This window comes from Pseudonocardia sp. NPDC049154 (genome assembly GCF_040648315.1).
GTDB lineage: Bacteria > Actinomycetota > Actinomycetes > Mycobacteriales > Pseudonocardiaceae > Pseudonocardia.
In genome coordinates, this window is sequence record NZ_JBEZDN010000004.1 from 105,871 (window position 1) to 125,458 (window position 19,588).

Consider the following 19,588-nt stretch of genomic DNA (forward strand, 5'->3'; position numbering starts at 1 on the left):
TGGGCGCGCGAGTGGGCGCGGTCGGCGCGCTCCCGCCCCCCCCGCCGCGAAGGGGGACCATGATCTGGTCCCCCGGTGTGGGCGGATCGTCGACTTGGCGACTATCGCCACTCACGAGCGGGCTTCACCGGCGACGGCGCTTCGGGCGGCGTCTCGGCGCGGTGCGGCGGGCCTTGAGCAGGACGACCAGCCCGGCGGCGAAGGCTGCCGCACCAGCGACCCCGGCCCAGGCGGCCGTCGGGACGGAACGCAGGCGGGCCTTGGTGCGGGCGGGCACGTCGAGGCGCCCCGCCAACTCGTGCACGGTCGCGCCGATGTCCTCGCGCAGCTCGTCGGCCTCCTGCCGGCGCTCGTCGGTCAGGCGCTCGACCTCGGCGCGCAGCTCCTCCGGCGTCGCGCGGGTGCCGTCGACGACCGGACGGTCGTCTTCCTGCGGATCGGCCATGGCACACCCCTTCCGTCTGCGGAGGGAATGACCGGTTCCCGGGCGGCCACACCTGCCCCGCCGCGCCACCCACCGATCGGCCTACGGCATCTCGAACCAGATCATCGGGTTGACGCTCGTCCCGCGCGCCCCCTCGACGCCCAGCTCCCGGCGCAGGTCGAGGAGTGCGGCGAAGGTCTGCGGCACCCGGCGCGGCGCGACCGTGAAGTGGGGGACGTCCCGCTCGGCGAGCCAGTCGAGCACCACGCCGCCCTCGCGCCCCACCCACGCCGACCGGCCCCGGTACACCTCGTGCACCCCGACCGGCGTGCCCGACGCCAGCCGCGGGAACACCGTCCGCACGTACCAGCGCCCGAACCGGGCGGTGTGCGCCGCGTCGAGCAGCAGGAAGTCGGTCGTCTCCGGCAGCGCCTCGAGCCGCGCCCGGACGTCGCCGGTGTGGACGGTCCACCGGTCCTCGGCCAGCTCCGGCGGCACGGCCGACGGGCGGCGGGTCCGCCGGAAGGAGACCAGGCGCCCGCACCCGTTGTCCCGCAGCGCGCTGAGCAGCCATGACGTGGTCCAGCCGCGGCAGGTGCCGATCTCCACGACGTGCTCCGGGCGCAGCTGCCGCAGGAGCAGGTAGGTGATCTCGGCCTCGAGGTCGTCGAGCCCCGGACGGACCCGGCCGTCGGCCGCCAGCGCCCGCTGCTGCGCGACCACCCCGACCAGGTCGGCGGCGTAGCGGCGGTACAGGCCCGCGACGAAGTCCACCCCACCGGTCGAGATCACGGTCGTCCTCCGGGCTGGGTCGTGCGGGCCCGACCACGGTACTTCGCGCGCTCAGCATGCCGTCCTCCGGTCGGGTGACGGCAGCAGGTCCGCCATGGCGATCGCCGACTCCTCTGCAGCCGACAGGCCGGACCCGGCCGACCCGGCGGACCCGGCCGACCCGGTCGACACCTCACCCGCGTAGTGCTCCGCCCGTGCCGCCCGCAGCAGCTCCGCCCACGACCGCACCCCGGGCCGCGAGCGCAGCAGGGCCCGCCGCTCCCGCTCGGTCGTCCCGCCCCACACCCCGAACTCCACCCGCTCGTCGAGCGCGTGGGCCAGGCACTCCATGCGGACGGGGCACGTCGCGCAGAACTGTCGCGCCCGCCGCTGCTCGGCGCCCCGCACGAACAGCTCCTCGGCGTCGGCGGTGCGGCAACGGGCGGCGATCCGCCAGTTCCACCTGCTCGCGGCACGTGCGTCCACCATCGTCTCCTCCGCCCCGGGCGGGCCCGCTCGGCCCGCGTTCGGCAACTGGGACGGATTCTGCGAGCGTCCGGTTCCGCCCGACACCACGCAGAACTACTCAACCTGACAGAAGGGTGACGCCGGGCCGGTTACGCTTCCCGACCGTGGCTCCTCCCCGTCACCTGGCCCGGCCGATCGGCCTGCTGCTGGGCCTCTGCGTGCTCGCCGGCGTCGTCACGGCGGGAATGGCGTTCCCGTTCGTCGCGGGTGTCGGGCTGGTCAGCAACGACGCGGGGGACAGCGTCAACTCCACGTCGAGCAGCCTGGTCGAGGGCGGCCTGCCGCTGGCCACGACGCTGACGGACAACACCGGCCAGCCGATCGCCTACATCTTCGACCAGAACCGCACGCAGGTCACCGCGGACGAGATCTCGCCCGCGATGAAGGCCGCGATGGTCGCGATCGAGGACCGCCGCTTCTACGAGCACCAGGGCGTCGACTGGCAGGGCACCATCCGCGCGGTGATCGCGAACTCGGCGTCGGGCGACGTCGTGCAGGGCGCGTCCACCCTGACCCAGCAGTACGTCAAGAACTACACGCTCTACGTCGAGGCGCAGACCGAGGCGGAGCGGCTCAAGGCCACCGAGCAGACGCCGGCGCGCAAGCTCAAGGAGGCGCGGATCGCCCTGCAGCTGGAGCGCCAGCTGAGCAAGGAGGAGATCCTCACCCGCTACCTGAACATCGTGTTCTGGGGCAACGGGGCCTACGGCATCGAGAGCGCCGCCCGCACGTACTTCAACACCAGCGCCAAGAACCTGACCGTCGCCCAGTCCGCGCTGCTCGCGGGCATGGTGCGCAGCACCGCGGCGACCGACCCGGTGCAGAACCCGCAGGCGGCGCTCGACCGGCGCAACGTCGTCATCGCCCAGATGCGCGACCAGGGGATGATCGACGAGTCCCAGGCCCGCTCCGCCTCGGCCGAGGGACTCGGGATCGTCAGCCCGCTCAACACCCGGCCCAACGGCTGCATCGGCGCCGGCGACGCCGGCTTCTTCTGCAAGTACGTCACCCAGTATCTGACCGAGGCCGGCTTCTCCGCCGAGCAGATCGGCCGCGGCGGCTACACGATCAAGACCACCCTGGACCGGGACAAGCTCGCCAAGGTCAAGGCGTCGCTCGACGCCGAGGTCCCGCCGACCCAGCCCAACGTCGCCAACGTGATGTCCCTGGTCGAGCCGGGGCAGGACAAGCACAAGGTCCTCGCGATGGCCTCCAGCCGGACCTTCGGCCTCGACGCCGACGCGCTGCAGACCAGCTACGGCCTGCCCTACGAGCCGGTCAACCTGGGCGCCGGCTCGGTCTACAAGATCTTCACCGCGGCGACCGCGCTGGAGAAGGGTCTCGGCATCAACTATCAGATGTCGGTCCCGCCGAGCGGCTACGCGTCGCCGATCTACCTCGACGGCGGCGGCCGGCCGATCCCCGTCGCCAACGCGGGCAACTACCCGGAGCGGATGTCCCTGCAGGACGCCCTCGCCACCTCGCCGAACACCGCGTTCATCAAGCTCGAGGAGTTCACCGGGGTCCCGGACGTCGTCGACATGGCGGTCCGGATGGGCATGAAGTCCCTGGCCACGACCCCCTTCGTCGACCCGGCCACCGGCCGTCGGACCGACCGCTCGATCGCCGAGGTGACGAAGGCGCAGCGGCAGGCGTCGTTCACCCTGGGCGTCACACCGACGAGCGTGCTCGAGCTCGCCAACGTCGGCGCCACCATCGCCAGCTCCGGCAAGTGGTGCCCGCCCAGCCCGATCGACTCGGTCACCGACGCCGCCGGCAACCCGGTGTCGATCACCGAGGCGCCGTGCGAGCAGGTCATCGAGCCGGGCCTGGCCAACACCCTGTTCACCGGCCTGAGCCACGACGACCTCAACGGCACCTCGGCCGCCGCCGCCCGGCAGCTCGGCTGGAACCGGCCGATGGGCGGCAAGACCGGCACCACGCAGCAGCACAAGTCCGCGGCGTTCGTCGGGATCCTGCCGAACCTGTCCGGCTCGGTGATCACCTTCGACAACTCCAACGCGCCCCGGCCGCTGTGCGACGGCGCCGGCTCCCCCTTCGCGTGCCGCAGCGGCAACATCTTCGGCGGCAAGACGCCGGCGGAGACCTGGTTCGGCGCGGTCAAGCCCATGGTCGACGGCACGCCGGTGATCCCGCTGCCGCCCACGGACGACCGGTATCTGACGGGCGGCGCGGAGAGCCGGGTGCCCGACGTCGTGGGCCGCGGTCAGAACGACGCGCGCGCGATCCTCGAGCGGGCGGGCTGGACGGTCACCACGCGGACCGTCGACAACCTCGCGGCGCGCGGCACGGTCGTCGGGCAGAGCCCGCGCGGCACCGCGCTGCCGGGCGAGCAGATCACACTGCAGGTCAGCAGCGGGACCGTGCCCGCCCCGCCTGCCGCGCCCGAGGGCCAGGCGCCGGGGCAGCCCGGGCCGCCGGGCCAGGAGGGCCAGCCGCCGCAGGAGGGCGACCGCCCCGACGACGGCGGGGACAACGGCGGCGACAACGGGTGACGAGCGGCCGCACTCTGGTTCCACAACGTGCGCCGGGCTGACTGAATCGCGCGTTATGGAACCATAATGCGCTTTCAGTCGGTCGGAATCCGCGTTGCGGATCCACAGTGCGTCCGTGACGCGCCGTTGCGGCAGCGGGTGTGATCGCTCGATCGGCTCTACGATCGGCGCCCATGGCCGACGTCCACCGCGCCGACGTGCTCGTCCGGTGGGTCGGCCTGCTCCCCTTCCTCCGCGGGCCGGCCGCCCCCGAGCAGCGCACCGCGCCGGACACGCCCTGGCAGACGGGCCGCCGCCGCCCCACCCGCACGGCCCCCGCCGACCCCGCGACTCCTGCCCGGGACGAGCCCGAATCGGCCTTCGAGGAGCCCGAGCCCCCCGAGCGGTCGGAGCCGGCCACCCCTGCCGAGCACCCCGAACATTCCGGGCGCGGCGAGCCCCTCGAGCCCGCTGAGCCCGCCGAGCCGCAACCACCCCCGCTCCGCCTCCCCGTCCCCGGCCCGCCCCCCGTCCCGGCGGAGGCGCACGCCCTCGACCTGGGCCGGGCCACCCCGGACCCCGAGCCGGCGCCGCTGGTCGACCCGCTCCTGTTCCGCGCGTTCGCCCGCTCGCCGACGGCCCCGCCCGCCCCACCCCGCGACCGCCGCCGGGGCGCCGTGATCGACGGGATCGAGCACCGCCCGCCCGTCCGCCCCGACCCGCACATCGTCGGGCTGTCGCGGCGGCTTCGCGGGCGCGTCGGGTCCCGCGCTTTCACCCTCGTCTTCGTGGGTATCTACCTGCTCATCCTGGTCCAGTTGATCGTCGCGCTGATGAACTCCTGAGACCGGCCGCGCGGAGCCCGCGCCGTCCTGTCGGTGCGCCCGTCTACCCTGAGGACGACGACAGGGGCCGGCCCCGCTCCCGCGCGGCCCGCCGTCGACCAGCCCGGTCGAGCGAGGATCGGCGGGCGTCGCACGCGAGGGAGGTGACCCGCGATCGGCTCGGAGAGCGTTCCCGGCGGTCTGACGGGTACGGCCAACCCGGCGCCCACCGCGCACCGCGTGCGCAGCGTCCTGGCCATCCCGGCGTTCCGCAGGCTCTGGACCGTCACGGCCTTCACCGCCACCGGCGAGTGGCTGAGCCTGCTGGCGCTGACGTCCCTGGCCACCCAGCTGACCAGTGGCTACGCGGCGCAGAGCTTCGCGCTCGGCGGCGTGGTCGCCACGAAGCTGCTGCCCGCGCTGCTGCTCGGCCCGATCGCCGGCGCCCTGGCGGACCGCTTCGACCGGCGCCGCGTGATGGTGACGTGCGACGTGCTGCGGTTCTGCCTGTTCGTCTCGATCCCGATCGTCGGCTCGCTGTGGTGGCTGTTCGCGGCCACCTTCCTGATCGAGCTGTGCGCGATGTTCTGGATCCCGGCGAAGGACGCGTCGGTCCCGAACCTGCTCCGTCGCAAGGACCAGGTGGAGACGGCGAACCAGCTCGGCCTCGTCCTCACCTACGGCATCTCGGTGCTGATCGCGTCCGGCCTGTTCACGGTGATCTCCAGCATCGGGCACCTGCTCCCGGGCCAGGACGGGCTGACCACGGTCTACATCGCCCTGGTGCTCGACGGGTGCGCCTTCCTGCTCTCCGCCACGGTCGTCTGGTTCGGGATCAAGGAGATCTCCGGCCGCTCGGGGCCGCGGGAGGGCGAGGAGCAGCCCGGCCTGATGACCCTGCTCCGCGAGGGCTTCGCCTACGTCGCCACGACGCCGCTGATCCGCGGCCTGGTGCTCGGCATCATCGGCGCCTTCGCCGCCGGCGGAGCGGTGATCGCGTCGGCCAAGCTCTACGCAGCCAGCCTCGGCGGTGGCGACGCGGCCTACTCGGTCCTGTTCACCGCGGTGTTCGTCGGCCTGGCGCTCGGCATGGCGGTGGCGCCCCGGCTCGCGCACCGGCTCCCGCACAACCGGCTGTTCGGCACGGCGATCGTCGGCGCGGGCGTCGCGCTCATCGTGGTCGCGGTGTCCGGGCACCTGTTCATGGCGATCCTCGCCGTCGCGCTCGTCGGCGGGTTCGCGGGCATCGCCTTCCTCACCGGGCTCACGATCATCGGCTCCCAGGTGTCGGACGACATCCGCGGCCGGATCGTCGCGTTCGTCCAGTCCCTGGTGCGGCTGGTGCTGCTCGGCTCGATGTCGCTGGTCCCGGTCCTGGTCGGGCTGGTCAGCACGCGGTCGGTCGACCTCTTCGGCGCGCACTTCACGGTCGACGGCACGCGGTTCGTGCTGGCCGGCGGTGGCCTCGTCGCCGCGGTCGTCGGCACCCTGGCCTACCGGCAGATGGACGAGCGCCGGCTCGAGCCGCTGCTGGGTGATCTCGTCTCGGCGCTGCGTCAGGGCGAGGTCCGCCGCGGCTCCGGCACCCTGGTCGCGGTCGAGGGCGCCACCCCCGCGGAGGCCGCCGACCAGGCCGAACGGCTGGCGCGGGCGCTGCGCGAGCGGGGTCACGTCGTCGTGGAGCCCGATGACGGGGAGCGGGACGAGCTGCGCTGGGCCGCCGCCACCCGCGAGGCCCACCTGTCCGGGGCGCGGGCGAAGGCCCTCGCCGCGGCCGCGGTCCGGGCCGACCTGGTCGAGCGGGTGATCCGCCCGGCGCTCGACGAGGGCGCGGTCGTCGTCATGGACCGGTTCATGGCCAGTCCGATCGCCCACTTCGGTGTCGCGGCGGACCGGATGGACGCCGAGCTCGAGCGCGGCGAGCTGGAGCGTCTCGCCGCCTGGGCCACCGGCCGCCTCCGGCCCGACATCACCGTCCTGCTCGACCGCGAGGGCGCGAGCGCCGAGTCCGGTGGGGTCGCCGGTGAGGAGCACGTCCGCGTGCAACGGCTGCTGGCCGGGCTGGTCGCGGCCGAGCCCCAGCGGTACGTCGTGGTCGACGCCGACGGGGCGCCGGACGAGGTCGCCGAGCGGATCCTGACCGGCGTCGGCCCGTCGCTGCCGGAGGCCCCCGAGCAGCCCGCCGACATCCCCCGGCCCGCGGTCGAGCCATGAGCTCGCGGGTCTGGCGGGACGTCGTCGGGCAGCCCGCCGCGGTCGAGGAGCTGAGCACCGCCGCGTCCACGCCGTCGGCGATGACCCACGCCTGGCTGTTCACCGGTCCGCCCGGGTCCGGGCGCTCCAACGCCGCGCGCGCCTTCGCCGCCGCGCTGCAGTGCCCCACGGGCGGCTGCGGCGAGTGCCAGGCCTGCCACACCGTGCTCGCGGGGACCCATGCGGACGTCCGGGAGGTCGTGCCCGAGGGGCTGTCGATCTCGGTCGCGGAGATGCGCAACCTCGTGCAGCTCGCCGCCCGCCGCCCGTCCACCGGCGCCTGGCAGATCCTGATCATCACCGACGCCGACCGGCTCACCGAGGGCGCGGCGAACGCGCTGCTCAAGGCGGTGGAGGAGCCGGCGGACCAGACCGTGTTCCTGCTCTGCGCGCCGTCGGACCACCCCGAGGACGTGCCGATCACGATCCGCTCCCGGTGCCGCGTCGTCGCGCTGCGGACGCCGGTGCCGGCGGCGATCGCCGAGGTGCTCGTGGAGCGGGACGGGATCGAGCCCGAGCAGGCGCGATGGGCCGCGTCGGTCTCCGGCGGACACGTCGGCCGGGCCCGGCGGCTCGCCCGGGACGCGGAAGCGCGGGAGCGGCGCGAGCGGATCCTCGGCGTCCCGATGCGGCTGCGCCACCTCGGGGACGCGTTCGCCTTCGCCGACGCGCTCGTCCGCTCCGCCGAGGCCGAGGCGGCGGACATGAGCGGCGCCCGGGACGCGGTCGAGCGCGAGGAGCTCGCCGTCGCGATGGGCGCCGGCGGCACCGGCAAGGGAGTGGCCGCGGCCGCCCGCGGCGCCAAGGCCGCCGAGCGCGAGCTGGAGCGTCGCCAGAAGTCCCGCAACACCCGCACCCAGCGCGATGCGCTGGATCGTGCGCTCGTCGACCTGGCCGGCTTCTACCGGGACGTGCTGGTCGCCGGCACGGCCGCGGCCGTGGCGCTCGGCAACCCGGACCGCGAGGCGGACATCCGCCAGGCCGCCCGCGAGTGGAGGCCCGAGTCCACGCTGCGCCGGCTGGAGGCCGTCCTCGCCTGCCGCGAGGCCCTCGAGCTCAACGTCAAGCCACGGATCGCCGTCGAGGCGATGATGACCGCGCTGCAGCAGGGCTGAGCCGGGCGTATCACCCGCAGTCCCCGGCTGCTCTGCCCCTCCGGACCGGAGGAGGTGCCGTGGACCGACCGCTCGCCGTCGGCATGACGCCGCTGGAGACACGCCGCGAGGTGCTGCTGCACGTGGCGACCCGTGCCGAGGAGCTGGGCTTCTCGCGGGTCTCGCTCGCCGAGGGCTGGGGTCACGACGCGTTCGTGCTGCTCACCGAGATCGCCCTGCGGACCTCACGTATCGGCCTGGCCACGAGCGTCGTCAACGTCCTCGGACGCACGCCCGCCCAGCTCGCGATGGCCGCCGCGACGCTCGACGAGGTGTCCGGCGGCCGGTTCCGCCTGGGTCTCGGGGCGGGCAGCCCGGCGCTGGCCGAGGGCCTGCACGGCCGCGGCTTCCGGGAACCGGCGGCGGCGCTCGGCCGCACCGTCCGCGAGATCCGCCGGCTGCTCGACGGCGAGCGCGCCCAGCCGCTGCCCGGGGCCCGCGGCCTGCGCCTGGCGGCCCGCCCGCCGCACCGCGTCCCGATCGACGTCGCAGCCCTGGGCACGGCGTCGACCCGGTTGGCCGGCGAGCTCGGCGATGCCTGGTCGCCCTTCCTCGTGCCCCGCTCGGGCCTCAAAGCGGCCGCGGCCCCGCTCGAGGAGGGAGCCGCTGCGGCGGAACGACCGCGCCCGGCGGTGAACCCCGGCCTGCCCACCGCGATCTCGGACGACCCGACCCACGCCCGCGGGATCGCCTCGTGGTGGGTCGGCTTCTACCTGACCTCGATGGGCCCCCTGTACGCGGCCATGCTGCGCCGGCTCGGCCTCGGCGGTCTCGTCGACGACGTCCTGGCCGCGAACCCGTCGCCCGGGACGACGATCGTCCCCGATTCGGCCGGGATGCTGCTCGACGAGCTGGTGCTGTGGGGCGAGCCGGCGGCGGCCCGGGCCCTGCTCGCGCGTTGGTACGAGGCCGGCGTCGACGAGCCCACGATCGTCCTCCCGCCCGGCCGCCCGCTCGACGAGCTGGACCTGATCCTCGAGTCGACGAGCCCGCTGATTGGGGCGGGGCCGCGCGGGTAGCCGGGGGGCATGGAGGAGGACAACCACATCCGCCACGACCTCACGCGCAGGTTCGTCGCGGCGTTGCGCAAGTCCGAGCAGGACAACGACGTCGACGACCTCACCGGTCTCTTCGCCGACGACGCCGAGCTCTTCCGGCTCGACGGCGAGGGCCCGCGCCGCGGCGAGACGCGCGAGTTCTGGGAGCAGTACCGCGCGCAGTTCGGCGAGGTCCGGACCCAGTTCACCAACCTCGTCGAGAGCGACGACGAGGCCGCGCTGGAGTGGCAGAGCACCGGCACCCGGCCGAACGGCCACGACTTCCGCTAGGAGGGCTCGACCTTCGTGACCTTCGACGGCGACAAGATCACCAGCCTGCGCACGTACTACGACACGGCCGCGTTCGTCGACGTCCCGGCCGGCAGCCGTTAGTTGTAGCGGGTCGCGGCGCTGTTCGCCGGGGTCACCCTGCACCTGACGGGCGAGCAGCTGCTGCGCCGCGGCTTCGACCTGCCGACGGTCCTGGGCCTGATCCTGCCGGTGTTCGCGGTGCGCGCGGTGGCGTACGCGGCGAGCCAGTCGGTGTCCGGCATCGCGGCGCTGTCGCTGCTGGCCGTGGCACTGCAGGGGTTCGTGTGGTTCGTGGTGGAGACGAACCCGCGCAGGCCGGCCCACACGCCGAGCGCGACGAGCAGCGCCGAGAGCGCCAGCCGGACGCCCCAGCGGGCCCAGCCGTCCTCAGGCCGGCGCCGGCGCCGCGCGACCGTCGTCGGGAAGGCCGTCGGCAGCGTGAGTGAGGCCATGGAGGGTCTTCTCCCAGTAGTGGGGCTTGGTGATCAGCTGCCGGACGGCCTTGTACGAGGCGATCGAGTGCAGGATCCAGTGGACGGGGTTGAGCAGCGCCCAGAGCACGAGCGAGTACCGGCGGCGCTTGAACGCGCCCATCATCGACACGTAGATCATCAGCCCGTTGCCGATGACGAGGTTGAACAGGCTGACCCACAGCACCCGGCCGGGGAACAGACCGTCGAGCACCGCCGGCGGTAGCAGCAGCGACACGACGAACAGCAGCTACAGCGGCGGGGTGAACAGGAAGGTCACCGGCGTGCCGCCGATGAGCAGCGCGAAGGCCAGCGTCTGCCGCAGCCCGGCCGTGCGCACCAGCTGCAGCGGGTGGCGCAGGTGCACCAGCAGCGTCTGCAGGTAGCCCTTGATCCACCGCGACCGCTGCCGCACCCAGTTGCCCGGCGTGCGGTTGGCCTCCTCGAAGGTCGTCGAGTTGACGACGCCCGCGGTGCTGCCCAGCGCGACCGCGCGGATCCCGAGGTCGGCGTCCTCGGTGACGTTGAACGGGTCCCAGCCGCCGAGGGCCCGCAGCGCCGCGGTGCGGAAGTGGTTCGACGTGCCGCCCAGCGGGATCGGCAGCCGCAGCCGGTCCAGCCCGGGCAGCATGTAGTCGAACCAGAAGGAGTACTCGGTGGTGAACATCCTGGTCAGCCAGTTGTCGGTGGCGCTCCAGTAGTTGAGCGCGGCCTGCACGCACACCAGCCGGTCACCGCCGCGGCGGAACGCGACCACGGCCTTCTTCGGCGGGTCCGCCGCCTTGGCCGCCTCGATCGTCTCGGTGTCACTCTCCTCGAGCAGCAGCAGGATCTCGAGCTTCTCGGCCGGGTAGTCCAGCCCGCCCAGGTTTCCGATCAGCTGCGCGACGATGTTGGCCTCGCGGAACACCGGCACCAGCACCGTGTAGACGGGCAGGTCGGCCGGGTCGAGCGCGGCCACCTCCTCGTCGGTCACCTGGACGTGGTTCTCCTGCCGCACGCCCACCATGCAGACGACGAACTTGAACACGACGCTGACCAGGAACGCGAGCGAGACGATCGCCAGCAGGGTGATCAGGGTCGTCCGCGGGGCCAGGACCAGGCCGGCCACGATCGCCGCGATGGCCGATCACATCACCACGCGCTGGCCGGGGAAGAGCATCTGCCGCGCGGACTGCGCCTTGTCGCGCCGCCACAACCCGAGCGTGGCCTACTCGACGACCGTCTCCCGGTACCCGGCGTGCAGCGCCTGGACGATGTCCCAGTCCGTGGTGACGGCGAGGGTCACCGGCGCGTCAGTCGCTGCTCGATCCGCCGGCGCCGCTCCTCGGTGGGCCGCTCGGACGTCGCGACGAGCACGGTCTCCCTGCCGTGCTTGGCCGCCGCCTCGCGCCGTACCGGGAACCACCCCTCGGCGCCGAGCTCCTGCGGGTCGAGGCCGTCGAGGAGATCACGGTCGATGCCGGTGTCCGCGAGATCGACGTACCCGCACTCCCACGTCCGCGCCAGCAGCCGGTACAGCTCGGTCCGCTTCACCAGCCCCGCGGCGACCAGCACCGCCCCGATCCGCGCGGACACCTCGACCGCCCAGTCCCGCTGACCACGCTGATCCGTCCCTCGGCGATCAGCACGTCCCCGATCCGCATCTTCGTGCCGACCGTCGCCATGATCCGAGCTTCGTGTCTGCGCTTTCACGCGACATACCTGAGCTGCGAAGACGACCTGACCGAGTGACGGGGTGGGGGCCGGGTCGCCGGTCCGGGGGCGGTGGGTAGACTGACGTCGCACCACGCCGCCTTAGCTCAGTCGGTTAGAGCGACGCACTCGTAATGCGTAGGTCTGGGGTTCGACTCCCCAAGGCGGCTCCACGTATGTCTGCAGGTCAGACGGCATGTTGACCTCCGGAGAAGCGATCTTCAGCGAAGATCGTCGGGCGGCTAGTCCGCATTTGGTCCGCACTTGCCCGAGCGCGAGCCTCGTGGAGGCGGTCCGCGACCGTGTCGAGGTCGTCGGCGAACAGGTGGGCGTAGACGTCGAGGGTGACCTTCGCGGAGCTGTGTCCGAGCATCCGCGAGACCACCACGACGGTCGCGCCGGCCTGGATCGCCAAGGAAGCTGCGCTGTGCCGCAAACCGTGTGGAGTGATTCCTCCGAGCCCGGCTCTTTCCGCAGCGGCGTCGAACACATTGCGCCGGAAGTTACCGTTGCGGAGGAGGCTGCCTTTCGGCGACGGAAAGACGAGATCTGCTGGAGAACGTCCCGCCACCAGTTCTGCGAGATCGTCGACCAGGAACGCCGGAATGGGTACGACGCGGCGCTCGTGATCCTTCGGGGTGCCGATGACGGCCTTGCCGCGGACCTCGGCCATGGCGCGAGTCACCCTGATCCGCCGCCGGAGGAGGTCGAGGTCCTCTACGTGAAGGGCCACCGCATCGCCCCAACGCAGGCCGGTGTAGCCCAGCGCGTTGATCAGCGCGGCGTAGTCACCACACTCATCAGCGAGTCGGGCGAGCTCGCTGTGGGAGAGGAAGCGCTTCGGTCTGGCCTTCGCCCGGGGCAGTGGGACACCGGCGGCGGGATTGCGGGTGATCCGTCCGTCGAGGACCGCGTAGGCCAGGGCGAGCGACAGGACTCGGTGGATGTACCGAACCGACCCGGCGGCCAGGCCGGACGAGGCCAGGCGCTGTAGCCAGGCGGCCACGTCGGCAGGCGTGACGTCTGCGATCGCGACCTGCCCCCACGCCGGCTCGAGGTGCTTGGTGATGATGCCGGCGTAACGGGTGTTGGTGGTCGGCTTCAGCTGGCTCTGGGCGGCCAGATCTGAGCCCACTCGCCGACGGTGACGCGGGAGAGGTTGGGGTCGATCCACTCGCCACGGGACTTCGACACCTCGACACCGGCGAGCCAGCGCTCTGCATCGCTCTTTCGAGTGAAGTGCTTGGAGCGCTCGCGCCTGTCCGGGCCGCGGTAGCGGGCGCGCCAGGTGCCGTCAGGTCTCCTCGCGATGCTGCCCAGCAGGAGCATCAGGATCAGCATCTGCATCTTGGTCACCGGCCTCGCCCCCCTCTCCTGGTGTCTCCACCACGGCCGCGCCGAACTCCGCGACGACCCTGCCGTCCTCGTCCATCAGGTACGAGGGCCACTCCGGGGGCATGTCGCCGGGCAGCTCTCGGCCCGTTTCGACCAGCTCGATCCATTGCCCGAGTTCCTCCTCGCGCTGTTCGAGGAGGGTTTGCATGAGCACGACTTCCTGACGTCGCGCCTCCAGAACCTGAACACGCTGCGCCCGGTACTCGTCGTCGTCGTGCATGAGGAGGACATCGATGCTCGTGCCGAAGATCTTCGCCACGGCGATGGCCTCGGCCAGTCTCACTGGTCGCTTCCCTGCTTCGACCTTCCCGACGGTGGTCTGGTGCCAGGTGGTGATGCCGAGCTCAGCAAGCTTCTCCACGAGCGTTTGCTGCGACATCCCCTGCCACTCCCGGAGACCTCGGAGACGCCCCCCGAAGCGGGCATCCGCTATCGCAACCAAGTTGGCGTCGTAACCCGTCACGCGCTGACTCTACAGACCATACCAGCTTGACAGTGAGCTACAACTGGGTACCTCTCGTTGAGGTTGGTTGCTGATGACGTGGGAGGTTGGCCATGGCGCGCAAGATCCTCGGCATCCCGGAGGCCGCGAGCTTGTTGAGCCGGTCCCCGGACACCCTTCGGTGGTGGCGGAAGCGCAACGAAGGTCCGCCCTCGTTCAAGATCGGACGGCGCGTCGTCTACTTCGAGGACGAGCTGCTCAGGTGGGTCGAGCAGCAGCGGCGCGAGAGCCTTCCGCCGGGTGCGGCGTGACGAGCGGCGAGCGTCGCCGGCGCCCGTCTCGCACGTGTCGGGCCACGGCGGTCTGGGGAGGTGGAGGTGGCCGCTGAAGCGGCAACCAGCGGCGGCGCGACCCCGGAGCGACTGCCGCCCGCGGACCTTCGAGCAGAACGTGCCGTCATCGGCTCGGTGCTGCACCATCCGGCCGTCCTCGAGCAGGCCGTGGCGGCGGTCGGCGCGCACGACTTCTACAAGCCGGCGCACGCCGAGCTCTTCGCCGAGATGCTCGCCATGCGCGAGGAGGGTCGGCCCGTCGACGCCATCGCCCTGGCGAACCGCCTGGGCGAGCGACTGCATCGCCTCGGCGGGGCCACGTACCTCATCGACTGCATGAGTGGCGTGCCCACGCCGGCCAACGTGGCCTACTACGCGGAGATCGTCGCGGACAAGGCGGTCCGGCGTCGTCTGATTGAGGCGGCCACGCGGGTGTCACAGCTGGCGTACGCCTTGCCCAGTGATATCGACGACGAGTTGATCGACCGGGCGCGGGAGGTGTTCGACGGGGTCGCCGGTGGTGGGCGATCCAGCCGGCAGCGGCGCCTGCGCCGGACCCCCGCGTCGGCGGTCACGATGCGAAGGCTGCGGTGGCTGTGGTCGAACCGCATCGTGCTGGGTGGGCTGACGCTCCTCGCCGGGCGCGAGGGGCTCGGGAAATCGACGGTCGCTGTCGACCTCGCCGCCCAGGTGACCCGGGGCGAGCTGGCTGGCGAGTTCTCGGGCGAGCCCCGGCACGTCATCTATGTCAACTCGGAGGACGCCCGGGACAGCACGATCGTCCCGCGGCTCGCCGCGGCCGGCGCCGATCTCGACCGGGTCGTCTTCCTCGACGCGATCACCCCGGCCGACGACGAGGCACCGCTGGTCTTGCCACACGACACGCAGCTGCTGGCGGAGGAGCTCGGTGAGCTCGGGGCGGCGCTGGTGGTGCTCGACGCGGCGACGTCGGTCATCGACGGCGCCCTGGACGGCGACCGTGACCGTCAGATGCGCCGGGGTTTGGAGCCGATCTCCAAGTTGGCGGCTGACACCGGGGCTGCGGTGATGGGCATCGTGCACTTCGGAAAACGGGAGTCGGCCGACACGGGCAAGTTGATCCTGGGCTCGATCGCCTGGTCGCAAGTCGCGCGGTCGGTGTTGGCGGTGGCCCGCGACGAGGACACCCACCGACTCGTCATCTCTTCGACGAAGGCGAATCTGGCGCCTGGCGACGCCCCGTCGCTCGCAGTGAGCCTCGTCCCTGCGGCTGTGGAGACGCCCGACGGCATCACCCAGGTAGCGCGCGTGGAGTGGCACGGCGAGACCCCACAGCGGGCGGAGGAGCTCCTCGCGGCGGGCCCGGAGGGGGAGGACCGCACGCTCATCACGGAGGCGGTGACCTGGCTGCTCGGCTACCTGGCTGACGAGAAGCGGGCCGGCTCGGCCGGCGCCGGCGAGATCCTCCGGGCGGCCAAGGCGGACGGCTTCAATGAACGGTTGCTGCAGCGCGCTCGCAAGCGCGCGCAGGTCTCCACCCACAGAACGGCGACCGGGTGGACCTGGACGCTCGACACCGTGCCAAGGCGGCAAGGTGACAACCCGACGCGGTCGTGAGCAGGGAAGACGTCAAGTCGACAACAGCACGTGCGCGCACGCCGCCTTGTCATGTTGTCGCCTTCACCACGGTGCCTCGTGGTGCGATCACCGGTGCGGGGAGCTGTCCGTGGCCACCACGAACTCGCCGTTGACACTGTTGGCGGTCGCTGGCAGCCGTGCCCGGACCTCGCGGATCTGATCGGCAGCGCCGAGTTGGCGGTGCAGCTCGGCCAGCTGGCGGGCGTGTGCGGCGGGCCCTGCTGCTGGACGGCGGAGGCGAGCTCGTCGCGCTGCTGCTCGAGCGCGTCGCCGTGTCGCGCGCGGGTGTCGTCGCCGGCTGCGGCGGCGTCGCGGCGTAGTCGAGCGCCTCGGCGTGCTCGGCCCAGGCCGCGGCCTGCGCCTCGCCCCGGGCGCCTGTTCGACACGGTGGGCCTCGGCTATAGGTGGCTGGTGCGTGTACGGGTCTGCCCGCGCTGCTCCGGCACGGGCCAACGACGCTGGCCGTCCGGCAACGCGTGGCGACGGTGTGGCCGCTGCTCGGGTAGCCGGCGACGGGCCCGGCTTGGCCGGCACGTCTCGAGGCGTTTACCCGTGCCAAGTCGGGTATAAGGAGAGCGCCATGAGAGGCATCGAGACGTGCGTCCGCTGTGGGACGAGCGTGCCCATCGACGCCCTCAAGTTCATGCGCGCGGAGGTGCTCAGTGACGGGCTCGTGTGCGCTGACTGCGTCACCAGCGCCGAGCGGCAAGCTCTCGACGACCGGGACCGCAGGGACAACGCGGTGTGGAGCCTCGACCTCGAGACGGCCCCGGCGCTCGCCGGCACGTCTAGGGATGTGGGTGCCGTGGGTGGTGGACACTCGCTCGATCCGCGGGCGGTTCTCCGAGAGGCGCGCGCCGCGGTTGAGGCGCTGCTCGCCAAGTACGGGCCCATCGCTGCGATGTTGCGTGGCACACAGGACGGCGAGGGCATCAACCAGGTCGTGGGGCAGCTCGAGGACATCAGGCGGCAGCTCTCCACAGACTGACGCACCGGAACCACTGGGGACGCGAACGACCGGAGGTGCGCCTCGGGGCCCCGGCCTCTCGGGGTGGCCGGCCCGCTTGACGGAGGGGTTTCGTCGCGGACCGGCCACCGGGCGACGGCCTCCCAAGGGGGCACCGGAGACCGTCGCGCAGTGGTCGCCTCCGTAGCCGCGCCGTTACCGGCCATTCATCAGCAGTTGAACCATAAAGATCGCCATCCAGTCGAAAGTTCCACGTCAGGCCAGTTGCGACCTGCAACACCCTCTTTTCATTGATCGTGCAAGCAGATTGTCGAGCTGGCGCTGCGTGTGCTGCAGCCCTCCGTTCGCCGATCCGGGCGCGCGCCGTCGAGGTCTGCTGGCGAGGGCTGCAGTGGGTGCGGTGTTGTTCACGGTCTGCCGGGTAGAGGCTGCTCATGGTTGACCCCCCGGGCCCACTGCAGTGGGCCGAAGCGTGGCAGGCCGCGGAGAAGGTCATGGCGAGAGCCAGCGAGCTCTGCGTCGAGGCCGTGGCCGCTCAGCGCCGCGCCCTGATGGTGATCACGTACGGCCGGCGGGTCCGCGCGACGGTCAGGCACGCTCGCCCGGGCCGAGCGTGTGGAGCCGGCGCCGGCTTGGCGGGTGAGTAACGCATTGGCCAGGTGGACGAAGCAATGGGCGTGACGCGCCGTGCCCGGGCCGTCACAGTGGCCGGTCCGCCAACCCCTTCCTGGCGGGCCGGCCCAGGTCGTGTGGCGGCTGGTAGGGAATCGGCGACATAGGCTGAACGGGGACCGGCCGCGGTCAACCTCGGCGTCCTCGATCTCTACCGCCCGACACCAGGCGGAGGGATGAGTTCCACGCCCGCGCTCACAACCTGAAACTGGTCGAGGTCGGCGGACGCACGTCCGGAGGGAGATGGGTCCGACACAGTTCCCCGCCCCCGCGTCTCGTCGACCATGATCGAGGGAGCCAACCTCGACTCTCCTCCTCCCCGTGGCTAACGCCGCCTGATGCGGTTGAGATCCGCGGCGGGTTAGCGGCCAGATAGCCGGTCGCACTTCGCAGGGCGTTGATCAGGTCGTCGGCGAGGTCGTAGCTGAACCCCTCCCGGATCACCACACGCATGATCGCCTCGTCGGTCGCGGCCTCGGGCACCGTGTAGGCGGGTACCTGCCAGCCCTCGGTACACAGCCGCTCGGAGACGTCGAAGACTGTGTACGGCGTATCGGCGACGAGTCGGAACGAGAACACGGGGATGGCGCTGCCGTCGCTGACCAGCTCGCGGGTGCGGGTGCGTTCGTCGCGCGAGCGCGATCGGGCTGGCGTGGAGGGTGGTGTCCAGGCCGGCGATGCGGTCCCTCAGGTGGCCGACTTGGGCGGCAGCGGCTTCGGCGAGCTTGTCGGCGCGGATCAGGCGGTCTTCGAGGGCGCGAGTCGGCCCTCGGCGCAGCTGGTCGCGGGTCGGGGCGGCGGCACGCTGCTCGGCGAGCTCAGACGGTGCGTTCGCCCCACGCGGCGCCGTACACGGCGTCGGCGTCGGCGGACATCGGGTGTTGATGAACGTGGGGAGCATCTGGCGGAGCAGGTCAGGGCTCGCCTGGGACAGCTGCTCGTGCAGGAACTCGGTGGAGCGGGTGCGCGTCGGGGACGGCCGGGGGCGGCGTCGATGTTCGGGTGGCACCAGAGGGAGGGATCCGAAGGACGGCCCAGACGGTCTTGCCCGTGCGGTGCGGGCTGGTGCCCCAGTTTCGGCTGAACGCCGCGATGATGGACAGCCCGTCGAGCCTGGTGTCCGAGTCCGGGCGGGGGCGTGGCGGGTGCGGGGAGCTGTCGCTGACACCGATGGTCAGCCGGACCGGATCGAGGGTCAGATAGAGGCGGTGGCGCCCTGGGGCGTGGTGGACGGCATTGCTGATCAGCTCGTGGGCGACCAGCTGGACATGGTCCTCGATGGCGGTGAGGGCCCAGTCGGCACAGGCGTCGACGATGAGGGCTCGGGCGAAGCGTGGGGCGTCGCTCGTGTCTGGCAGCTCGATGGTTCGGCGGATCCGGCGAGGGCGTCGGGCCAGTAGGGCCTCGGCGTGGCGCCGGTCGACACCGACGTGAATCTCCCAGGGGCAGCTGGCCTGCAGCAGCGTCGTCGCCTCATCGGCTCCGAACAGGGCCAGCCGGGTCGAGGGCCAGCCACCGGCCCGGGCCAAGGCGGTGGTGAAGGCGCGGATCGCGGGCGCCCACTGCAGCCGGAGGTCGGTGAGGTCGATCAGGAGCTGACGGTGGTCGAGCAGCAGCTTGTGCACGGTGGTGACGAGCTCGAAGCGTGTGACCCGGTCCAGGACACCGGTCAGGGTCAGTGTGGCGACCCGTTCGCCGGGAAGGACCTGCCAGGTCAGGCCGTCGGACATGTGGCTCCGTCCCGTCGCGCACCCCGTCGTCGACGCCGCGCCGGGCAGGGCGCGTGGGACGGTAGCCGATTCCTCATTGGGTCAGATGATGCTCGTTGCTCCCGCAACCCGCCTGCGCATAACCGGGGTTTGCCGCCTGCGCGGTTGACCCGCTCAGCGAAGGAGCCCGCGTGATGCCCTGTCGCAGCGTGGTTCCGATAGGTATCGGGCGTAGGTCTCGGGCGCACGACGGCCGCCGTCGGGCCGCTGATCGTCACCTGCCCGGTGCTGCGGTAGCGACCGTTCCGATGTCCGAGACGGGCGCGTGGAGGGCAACGAACCAAGTATCTCGGCGCGCGCATCGGTGATCTCGTTCTCGGACGTGCCGTGTCTCGCTACATGGCTCCCTACCTGGCATGGGCGTCGCTCCGCTGAAAGGTCGGAGTGGAGCCGGAGGCCGGAGTCGAGCCACGCGTCTGGGTCGCCGACCA

Annotated in this window: 20 protein-coding genes, 1 tRNA gene and 1 pseudogene; 10 read left to right on the forward strand and 12 right to left on the reverse strand. The window is 72.2% G+C overall.

The genetic code is table 11. The annotated features are described in order from the left end of the window. Positions 1-124: 124 nt before the first annotated feature. The 3 genes and pseudogenes from AB0B41_RS04140 to AB0B41_RS04150 all read right to left on the reverse strand — a co-directional run. Positions 125-445, reverse strand: coding sequence for a hypothetical protein (locus AB0B41_RS04140; protein WP_358198734.1), 321 nt, complete (start codon positions 443-445; stop codon positions 125-127). Positions 446-526: 81 nt separating this feature from the next. Then, positions 527-1,216 (reverse strand): class I SAM-dependent methyltransferase, encoded by a 690-nt coding sequence (locus AB0B41_RS04145; protein ID WP_358198736.1) that lies wholly within the window; start codon positions 1,214-1,216, stop codon positions 527-529. 183 nt (positions 1,217-1,399) lie between these two features. Continuing rightward, positions 1,400-1,684: pseudogene (locus tag AB0B41_RS04150) on the reverse strand (WhiB family transcriptional regulator); the annotation flags it as partial. 143 nt (positions 1,685-1,827) lie between these two features. Between AB0B41_RS04150 and AB0B41_RS04155 the strand changes: the two are divergent. The 6 genes from AB0B41_RS04155 to AB0B41_RS04180 all read left to right on the forward strand — a co-directional run bounded on the left by AB0B41_RS04155 (position 1,828) and on the right by AB0B41_RS04180 (position 9,777). Further along, positions 1,828-4,239: a penicillin-binding protein gene (locus AB0B41_RS04155; RefSeq protein ID WP_358198737.1), complete on the forward strand. Its 2,412-nt coding sequence runs from the start codon at positions 1,828-1,830 to the stop codon at positions 4,237-4,239. A gap of 173 nt (positions 4,240-4,412) precedes the next feature. Then, positions 4,413-5,063 carry a hypothetical protein gene (locus AB0B41_RS04160; RefSeq protein ID WP_358198739.1) on the forward strand — a complete coding sequence of 217 codons (651 nt, stop codon included), beginning with the start codon at positions 4,413-4,415 and terminating at the stop codon, positions 5,061-5,063. Between the two features lie 219 nt (positions 5,064-5,282). Continuing rightward, positions 5,283-7,256, forward strand: coding sequence for a dTMP kinase (locus AB0B41_RS04165; protein WP_358198741.1), 1,974 nt, complete (start codon positions 5,283-5,285; stop codon positions 7,254-7,256). Next, on the forward strand, positions 7,253-8,410 hold the full coding sequence (locus AB0B41_RS04170; RefSeq protein WP_358198743.1) for a DNA polymerase III subunit delta': 1,158 nt from the start codon (positions 7,253-7,255) through the stop codon (positions 8,408-8,410). Before AB0B41_RS04165 ends, AB0B41_RS04170 begins: the two co-directional genes overlap by 4 nt. 59 nt (positions 8,411-8,469) lie before the next feature. After that, a complete protein-coding gene (locus AB0B41_RS04175; protein WP_358198745.1) occupies positions 8,470-9,468 on the forward strand; it encodes an LLM class flavin-dependent oxidoreductase in 999 nt (332 codons plus the stop codon). A gap of 9 nt (positions 9,469-9,477) precedes the next feature. Further along, positions 9,478-9,777: a nuclear transport factor 2 family protein gene (locus tag AB0B41_RS04180; protein WP_358198748.1), complete on the forward strand. Its 300-nt coding sequence runs from the start codon at positions 9,478-9,480 to the stop codon at positions 9,775-9,777. Positions 9,778-9,875: 98 nt separating this feature from the next. Here AB0B41_RS04180 and AB0B41_RS04185 read toward each other — a convergent pair whose 3' ends face one another. From AB0B41_RS04185 to AB0B41_RS04200, 4 genes are all read right to left on the reverse strand, one after another. Continuing rightward, positions 9,876-10,250, reverse strand: coding sequence for a hypothetical protein (locus tag AB0B41_RS04185; protein ID WP_358198750.1), 375 nt, complete (start codon positions 10,248-10,250; stop codon positions 9,876-9,878). Further along, positions 10,186-10,506, reverse strand: a complete 321-nt coding sequence (locus tag AB0B41_RS04190; protein WP_358198753.1) for a hypothetical protein — start codon at positions 10,504-10,506, stop codon at positions 10,186-10,188. The genes AB0B41_RS04185 and AB0B41_RS04190 overlap by 65 nt, the downstream gene beginning before the upstream one ends. A gap of 12 nt (positions 10,507-10,518) precedes the next feature. After that, positions 10,519-11,379, reverse strand: a complete 861-nt coding sequence (locus AB0B41_RS04195; RefSeq protein ID WP_358198755.1) for a glycosyltransferase family 2 protein — start codon at positions 11,377-11,379, stop codon at positions 10,519-10,521. Positions 11,380-11,552: 173 nt separating this feature from the next. Further along, positions 11,553-11,846 (reverse strand): hypothetical protein, encoded by a 294-nt coding sequence (locus AB0B41_RS04200; RefSeq protein WP_358198757.1) that lies wholly within the window; start codon positions 11,844-11,846, stop codon positions 11,553-11,555. Positions 11,847-12,059: 213 nt separating this feature from the next. On the opposite strand from AB0B41_RS04200, the gene AB0B41_RS04205 reads away from it, so the two are divergent. Then, positions 12,060-12,136: transfer RNA gene (locus AB0B41_RS04205), tRNA-Thr, on the forward strand. Positions 12,137-12,150: 14 nt separating this feature from the next. Here the strand turns inward: AB0B41_RS04205 and AB0B41_RS04210 are convergent. From AB0B41_RS04210 to AB0B41_RS04220, 3 genes are read right to left on the reverse strand one after another with little or no spacing between them, the layout of a single operon-like run. Next, entirely contained in the window at positions 12,151-13,098 is a 948-nt protein-coding gene (locus tag AB0B41_RS04210) for a tyrosine-type recombinase/integrase (protein WP_358198759.1), read from the reverse strand. After that, positions 13,065-13,310, reverse strand: coding sequence for a hypothetical protein (locus AB0B41_RS04215; protein ID WP_358198760.1), 246 nt, complete (start codon positions 13,308-13,310; stop codon positions 13,065-13,067). Before AB0B41_RS04215 ends, AB0B41_RS04210 begins: the two co-directional genes overlap by 34 nt. Next, positions 13,258-13,821, reverse strand: a complete 564-nt coding sequence (locus AB0B41_RS04220; RefSeq protein ID WP_358198762.1) for a helix-turn-helix transcriptional regulator — start codon at positions 13,819-13,821, stop codon at positions 13,258-13,260. Before AB0B41_RS04220 ends, AB0B41_RS04215 begins: the two co-directional genes overlap by 53 nt. Positions 13,822-13,913: 92 nt before the next feature. Here AB0B41_RS04220 and AB0B41_RS04225 point away from each other — a divergent pair, with 92 nt between their 5' ends. From AB0B41_RS04225 to AB0B41_RS04235, 3 genes are all read left to right on the forward strand, one after another. Beyond that, the gene (locus AB0B41_RS04225) at positions 13,914-14,111 is read left to right on the forward strand and encodes a helix-turn-helix domain-containing protein (RefSeq protein ID WP_358198764.1); all 198 of its coding nucleotides are present in this window, start codon (positions 13,914-13,916) and stop codon (positions 14,109-14,111) included. Between the two features lie 66 nt (positions 14,112-14,177). Continuing rightward, positions 14,178-15,728, forward strand: a complete 1,551-nt coding sequence (locus AB0B41_RS04230) for an AAA family ATPase (protein WP_358198766.1) — start codon at positions 14,178-14,180, stop codon at positions 15,726-15,728. Between the two features lie 601 nt (positions 15,729-16,329). Next, positions 16,330-16,737 (forward strand): hypothetical protein, encoded by a 408-nt coding sequence (locus AB0B41_RS04235; protein WP_358198767.1) that lies wholly within the window; start codon positions 16,330-16,332, stop codon positions 16,735-16,737. 846 nt (positions 16,738-17,583) lie between these two features. Here the strand turns inward: AB0B41_RS04235 and AB0B41_RS04240 are convergent. Together AB0B41_RS04240 and AB0B41_RS04245 are read right to left on the reverse strand one after the other, a co-directional pair. Next, positions 17,584-17,967 carry a hypothetical protein gene (locus AB0B41_RS04240; RefSeq protein ID WP_358198769.1) on the reverse strand — a complete coding sequence of 128 codons (384 nt, stop codon included), beginning with the start codon at positions 17,965-17,967 and terminating at the stop codon, positions 17,584-17,586. Between the two features lie 335 nt (positions 17,968-18,302). After that, complete coding sequence (locus AB0B41_RS04245; protein ID WP_358198772.1) at positions 18,303-19,118, reverse strand: ATP-binding protein; 816 nt, start codon at positions 19,116-19,118, stop codon at positions 18,303-18,305. Positions 19,119-19,588: the final 470 nt, after the last annotated feature.